The following is a 6,521-nucleotide window of genomic DNA, read 5'->3' as shown; positions in this document are numbered from 1 at the left end:
ATGGTATAACAATAAACGTATTCATAGCGCTTTAAATTATATGACACCAATAGAATATCGCCTAGCAAATATGACCGAATAAAATTTGTACAATAAAGTGTTGACAATCCAGCTTAATATCTGTATTGATATATTCTTTAATCAATCGTCCGTTTGAACCATTTCCATTATGCTGTGATACTTGGTATAGCGGAATTAAAACCTGCCATTTACCATCTTTTCTAGATAACAAGAGATTTTTAATGTCTACAATTTGTTCTGACGTTATCATACCTTCAGAGCTAATGACTTTGTTATATTTCTTAGGATACTCCTGAAGTTTTGCTTTCTCATTTTCATCTAATAAATCAGCAAGCGCCATATTATTTTCCGGCCCTCTAAGCTGACTAAGCTTTCTAAATCATACAATTTAATATCATTTCTTGCACTTTGATAAGTTCCGCTACCGGTGTCATAGTAGTAATCCTTGACACATGCATAATTATTCCCAACATACCAAAGCTGTTCTACCTGCGACTTATAAGCGTTCACTATACCCGTTACGTAAACTTTGTAAAACTCTATAATAACATTATATAAGTTTATATTTACTTCCTCATTCATCGTGTCCGATTTTGCAATCCCAAAAGATATACTACTTTCGTTTGATATAACACTCCAAAGGCTTAAATTCCCCTATAACTTAGGGTACACAATATCGTAATTCGTTAAAGTGACTTACGATACTTTATATCTTGATAAATTGATGCTGGCGTTCTTATCTCTATCTATTTCAGCACCACAACATTCACATACAAAAGTTCTTTCTGATAGTGATAATTTAGGTTTAACATAACCACACTCACTACAAGTCTTTGATGATGGAAACCATCTATCAGCTTCTACAAATTCAATTCCGTATCTTTTAGCTTTGTACTGAATCATGGTCTTAAATTCAAAGAATCCTTGTTTTGCAATAGCCTTAGATAGATGTCTGTTCTTCATCATTCCTGACACATTTAGACTTTCCATAACTATACGAGAAGGCTTGGTTTTCACTATCTCTGTAGTTATTTTGTGCCTATAGTCTGTTCTAATGTTATCAAGACTTTTGTGTAACTTTATAATGTTCTTTTCAAGTTTTATAATATTGCTTGTTTTAACGTAACTTCCTCCTTTTTTATTTAATAGGTATTTATTAGATACCTTACGTTGCAATCTACGCATTTTCTTTTCTAACTTCTTAACTTTTTTAGTCTTATTAATATTTTTATAAGGCTCTTCCCTATTGGAGCATATGGCTAAATCCTTGATGCCCACATCTATACCAATGCTTTCGCCAGTTAGTTCTACTGGTTCTTGAATTGATTCTATGCCTACTGAAATGTACCAGTGTAACCCATTGAAACTAATCCTTGGATTACTATACTTAACACCAGTTGGGATTCTTCCATACTCTGACAACTTAACCTTGCCTAGTTTTTCTAATTGAACATGAGTTGAACTAAATTTAATTTTCATATTATCATGGTAGAATGACGGTTTAGATTTTCTTTTGCTCTTAAATATTGGTCTATCAGCTAATCCTTTGAAGAACTTTTTATAAGCTTCACAACCATCTTTAACTGCTTGTTTAGCCACATTGTTAGACACCTCGTTAAGCCAATTAAGTTCTGTTTTCTTTAAAACAGTCAATTCTTTTCTCAAATCATTATCAGATATAAATTTACCACCATTTTTATAATTTTCCTCTTGTCTTGCCAAAGTCCAATTGTAAATAAATCTTGCAGTACCCGAACATTGAAATAATTTAGAAGTCTGCTTATTATTCGGTTCTAACCTAACCTTTATCGCTGTCATCATTCTCTAACAACTCCTTAATACTTGCTAAAGTATTCATCATCTTCTTGGCTTTATACCTGAACTAAAGTTCAGGAGCCCTTTTGCTTTGAAGTCTACAACTAAAAACTGTAACGATTTGAATTAAATCCTCAACTAATTCCTGCTCTTCGGTCTTTTCAGTATTGTCGATAATTTCAATGATAGTTCCATATTTTTTACATAGGTTTTCTATAATTTCAAACCCAAACCTTAGCAATCTGCCTTTATACAAAACTACTATCTTTTCAACCTTTGAATCAGTTATCATATCTATCAATTGATTTAATCCTTTTTTATTGTAGTTAATTCTACTTCCAATGTCAGTAATAACATCAAATTGATAACCTTTAGCAATCATGTAAGCTTTAACATTATCAATTTGCCTTTCAAGGTCATCCTTCTGCTTATGACTCGGTTTTTCAGAACCAAACACTCTACAATATCCAATTACTTTTTTAGTATTAGCTACAATACCCTTAAGCCCTAAGAAGTGATTGAGTTGTTCTTGTGAATAATACCTATACCCACTTGGAGTAATATGGTGTGGTTTTAACTCACCTTTTTTATCCCATTCTCTTAATGTTTGAGCATTTTTACCTATTAGCTTTGAAAACTTTCCTATAGAATAGTATTCCATAATATCACCTCTTGCATCTAGCATATCATAATAATTTTTATCTTGAGGATAGCATTCAAAGTTTGTAATTAGCCAGTTATATTTCAACTGCTCATTCTCTATTGCTTGAAAAATCTCATGCATATGGGTATAGTAATGATCACCCTTTTCTAATATAGCACTCCTCATATTTTCACCTGATCACCAAATTAATAGTATTTTTATGGACTTTAAAATTAAACAACACCTCAGCTATATTATGAAACAAGTATATGGCCTTTCGATAACGTTTCGTACAAATGTTACCTGTAATATTATCGTAAAACACTTTAAATTTTAACCAAATTCATATATAATTATTATATATGTTTCAAGAATAAAAGCTCATGATCAATATTTACCAAATATATAAATTATAAATAAGAGCACAATATTATCAAATATATTGTGAAGGTAGTGATTTATATGGAAAATAATTTAAATGGAAATTTAGCTTCAGATAAAGAGTTAGCTGATATAAAAGTAGCTATGAAAGAAACTAAAAGTGTAAGAATGTATAAAAGATATCTGGTAATATTAAAACATTTGGAAGGTAATTCAAATGTAGATATTGCTAGAATGGTTTCCTTAGAGCAGCATGCAGTCGGAGACTATATTAAAAATTACAAAGCAAATGGATTAACCGGTCTTGAGATGAAACATAGCACTGGTGCACCAAGAAAATTAAGTAAAGAACAAGAAACGCTTTTATTTGAAACTATAACAAATAAAACTCCTGACGAAGTGGGGTTTGAATCAAGAAAAAATTGGACTATTGAAATTGTTAGGCAGTGGATTATCAATAGTTTTGCTATTAAGCATAGTCATAGGGGAACCCATGAAGTATTACACAGATTGAACTTAAGCTATACAAGACCTACTTATGTTCTTAAAAAAGCTGATAAAGAGAAACAAGACGAATTCAAAGTAACCTTTAAAGGATTAAAAAAAACTTGTCAATGGGGAGATTGACCATATATTATTCCAAGACGAATCTATGATTAGGGATTATCAGGCTATACAGAAGACTTGGTTTATGAAAGGTCATCAGCGAAAAATTCCTACTTACGGTAAAAATGCTGGTGTGAAGCTAATAGGGATATTAGATTATGGTACAGGCAAAGTTTACTGTGAGGAGCATGATAGGTATGATGCAGTTGTATTTAAAGGCTTCTTGAGAGATATTTTAAAACGATACCCTACGGGTAAAATTATAATGGTACTAGACAATGCAAGGATACACCACGCAAAGTTAATTCAACCTTTATTGCAGGAAAACAAGGATAGATTAGAGTTGGTATTTTTACCACCGTATAGTCCTGAATTTAATCTGATAGAGGGGTTATGGGGATGGCTTAAGTCAAGTGTAATTAATAATGCATTTTATCCTACTTTATCTAAAGTAAGAGTATCAGTACAAAACTTTATTAATCACATAAATAAGGTTCCTACACAAATCATAGACAGGCTATGTATTAAAATGTAGAAACTCTATTGAAACATATATATATAAACTATAAGAAGGTGAAATTTTTTGGACGAAGAATTAATAAAATCATTAAGTGCTTTGTTAGATGAAAAATTAACTCCAATAAAAAACGATTTAAAAAGCATAAAATCTCAACAAGAGGAAAGTATCTCAATTCTAAGACCATTAGAACATAAAGCAGATATTAATAAAGCTGAGCATGATAAATTATTTAATGATATTGCTAACCTTTCTGGCAGTGTAGAAAATATGAGAAAAGACCTTTCTGCTGTAGAAGTTGTTACGGCTAGAAACATGGAAAATATAGCTCAACTAAAACTTGTAAAATAAAAAAAATTCAGCCTGTTAACTTTTTTATAAAAGTTGCAGGTATTTTATTTTCGAACAAGAATTTTTTGTTATCGGAAGTCCTCCGCTCACCGATAAATATTTCATTATTTTAATATACATTTTATTAAATTTGCTGAATAAATCAATAGAGATTATATCATAATAATGATATAATAGTGATAAATCAACTATACTTTTAGAGGGAGTGATTAATTTGCCTATAATTAGACCAATTTCTGATTTAAGGAATAACTTTAATATGATATCCGATATATGCCATACTAATGCAGAACCCATCTTTATCACTAAGAACGGTCATGGCAATATGGTTATCATGAGTCAAGCGCTTTATGAACAACAACAGGCCCTTATTGAATTATATCAAAAGCTTGCAGAGGCTGAGTTTGAAAGCCAAACGATTAAAACAAGAATTTCACATAAAGACTTAATGGCCAAAATGAGGGCTAATATAAATGAGTAAAAAGTACAGAATAGACTACCTGCCAATAGCAGAGAAAGATCTTTCAGATATAATTGAATATATTACTCTTGACAGTCCACAATCAGCTTTGAAGCTTCTAGAAGAGATTGATGAATCAATCTCTAAGCTAGAAGAATTTCCTCTTATGGGTATAAATCTTAAAGATACTCGCCTACAACGATTTAACTATAGAATTGTTGTAGTAAGCAGTTATTTAGTTTTCTATGTGGTAAAAGATGAATATGTTGAAATTAGACGTATACTTCACGGAAAACGCAAATATCAATTTCTTTTATAAGTTTGATAATAATACTACTACTAGATTTCCGATAACGTTTGGCTTGCTGAAGTGCCTCAGCGTTACAGGAGTTTAGAAAAGGTTACATAGCTCTTATGTTAGTTTTTCTAAACTTCGACTCGGTTAGCTGAGGCATTTGGGTGGAGCGATAGCGGAACTGGCATATTTGCACTACATCTTATTCGCTGACTATACCCCTCAGTCCCTTTTGACTTTGTTTATCACAAATGAGATTGTGAAATAACTTAACGATAAATCGGAATTTATCTAATTATTTCTAATAATTCATTTAGTGATTTAATCTCAATAAAATTCTTTTTATTAATATCAGTACCCCTCTTGCGATTTATAAAAACTGGTGTAAAGCCAAAATTTTCAGCCCCCAGAACATCAGCTTCAAAATTATCGCCAATGAAGTAAACTTGGTTCATTTCGATGCTAGTATCATACTTTTTAATATCATCAAATACAATTTTAAATAAATCTTTATGCGGTTTCCTAATATTATAATCTGCGCTAAAATGTATATTAACAAAATATTTCTCTAAATCATACTGATTAATGAATTTTTTCATTACATTCTTTTTAAATATGGAATTACTTAATAGATAAATTGGAATTCCTGATAACTTAAGTTGCTCTAAAGTAGGAATAGTGTCATTAAATAATTCAGTAGTATTTATTTTAAGTGCACAATTGAATATAATTTCTTCTAGAGGATAATTCACTTTAAAACCATATTTATTTTTAAAATCAAAAAGTTCATCTTCAAATGCCAGTTCTGAATTATCCTCGCATCTTTTATCATAAAGTTCTTTCCAATAAGTAGCAGCATAATCTAGAAATTCGACTCTATCAGTATCTTTTGATAAAATATTTTCATGTAAATAAGATAAACCCAAATCAAAATCAAATTTAATATCATGAAGCAATGTCTCAAATAAATCAAAGACAATAACTCTAGCTTTTGCCATAGAACCCCTCCACAAATTAATATTTATCTACATATAGCATATAATTTTTCCTTGCTGATTACTTTTTTACAAGCTATTAGTTATTAACAAATTGGCGAGAAACTAAAACTTCTATTAATATGCCATTTTCACTAACGTCTCGCATTCAAGATGTTCCTGAACCTAGCCAGACCTGGCTTGGTGAAGGAATGTGCTTTGGCTTCTTCAGAGGCTTGACCTAATTTAGCCAAAGCGAACTTGAATGTTTTGTTAGATGTAGTTTTAGCCACTATACTTTAAGTTGAGTCTACTCTTTTAACTTTAAATTTAATTCGCATTATATGAAAGATGCGTCTAAGCTGTAAGTACAGATTATGCTCATATCCTCGCCAATATATATGAATTTATATCGCGATAAGTGTTTTCAATTCATTTATAAAACGACAGACATGAAA

General features: G+C 30.8%; 9 protein-coding genes. 5 read left to right on the top strand and 4 right to left on the bottom strand.

From position 1 onward, the window contains the following. A partial coding sequence (locus tag LGK97_RS20100; protein ID WP_413228453.1) for an IS3 family transposase occupies positions 1 to 82 on the top strand: 82 nt, incomplete at its 5' end. On the opposite strand, the gene LGK97_RS19410 is transcribed toward LGK97_RS20100, so the two are convergent. The 3 genes from LGK97_RS19410 to LGK97_RS19400 all read right to left on the bottom strand — a co-directional run bounded on the left by LGK97_RS19410 (position 62) and on the right by LGK97_RS19400 (position 2,497). Beyond that, a complete protein-coding gene (locus tag LGK97_RS19410) occupies positions 62 to 361 on the bottom strand; it encodes a hypothetical protein (RefSeq protein WP_226261942.1) in 300 nt (99 codons plus the stop codon). The genes LGK97_RS20100 and LGK97_RS19410 overlap by 21 nt on opposite strands. A gap of 356 nt (positions 362 to 717) precedes the next feature. Beyond that, positions 718 to 1,842 (bottom strand): RNA-guided endonuclease InsQ/TnpB family protein, encoded by a 1,125-nt coding sequence (locus LGK97_RS19405; protein ID WP_226261939.1) that lies wholly within the window; start codon positions 1,840 to 1,842, stop codon positions 718 to 720. Positions 1,843 to 1,903: 61 nt separating this feature from the next. Further along, on the bottom strand, positions 1,904 to 2,497 hold the full coding sequence (locus LGK97_RS19400; protein ID WP_413228458.1) for an IS607 family transposase: 594 nt from the start codon (positions 2,495 to 2,497) through the stop codon (positions 1,904 to 1,906). A 444-nt stretch (positions 2,498 to 2,941) separates the two neighbouring features. On the opposite strand from LGK97_RS19400, the gene LGK97_RS19395 reads away from it, so the two are divergent. The 4 genes from LGK97_RS19395 to LGK97_RS19380 all read left to right on the top strand — a co-directional run bounded on the left by LGK97_RS19395 (position 2,942) and on the right by LGK97_RS19380 (position 5,113). Further along, positions 2,942 to 4,001 (top strand): IS630 family transposase gene (locus LGK97_RS19395; protein WP_226261937.1). Its coding sequence is split into 2 segments (ribosomal slippage): positions 2,942 to 3,460 and positions 3,462 to 4,001, totalling 1,059 coding nucleotides; the frame shifts between segments, so codons are not numbered across the junction. A 48-nt stretch (positions 4,002 to 4,049) separates the two neighbouring features. Next, positions 4,050 to 4,334: a hypothetical protein gene (locus LGK97_RS19390; RefSeq protein ID WP_226261935.1), complete on the top strand. Its 285-nt coding sequence runs from the start codon at positions 4,050 to 4,052 to the stop codon at positions 4,332 to 4,334. Positions 4,335 to 4,548: 214 nt separating this feature from the next. After that, positions 4,549 to 4,815 carry a type II toxin-antitoxin system Phd/YefM family antitoxin gene (locus tag LGK97_RS19385; protein ID WP_226261933.1) on the top strand — a complete coding sequence of 89 codons (267 nt, stop codon included), beginning with the start codon at positions 4,549 to 4,551 and terminating at the stop codon, positions 4,813 to 4,815. Further along, positions 4,808 to 5,113: a type II toxin-antitoxin system RelE/ParE family toxin gene (locus LGK97_RS19380; protein ID WP_226261931.1), complete on the top strand. Its 306-nt coding sequence runs from the start codon at positions 4,808 to 4,810 to the stop codon at positions 5,111 to 5,113. The genes LGK97_RS19385 and LGK97_RS19380 overlap by 8 nt, the downstream gene beginning before the upstream one ends. A gap of 263 nt (positions 5,114 to 5,376) precedes the next feature. Here LGK97_RS19380 and LGK97_RS19375 read toward each other — a convergent pair whose 3' ends face one another. After that, entirely contained in the window at positions 5,377 to 6,087 is a 711-nt protein-coding gene (locus LGK97_RS19375; protein WP_226261929.1) for an HAD family hydrolase, read from the bottom strand. Positions 6,088 to 6,521 lie beyond the last annotated feature (434 nt).

Source organism: Clostridium sp. CS001 (assembly GCF_020443565.1).
Taxonomy (GTDB): Bacteria; Bacillota; Clostridia; order Clostridiales; family Clostridiaceae; genus Clostridium_AD.
This window is presented reverse-complemented; position numbering and strand designations above follow the sequence as displayed.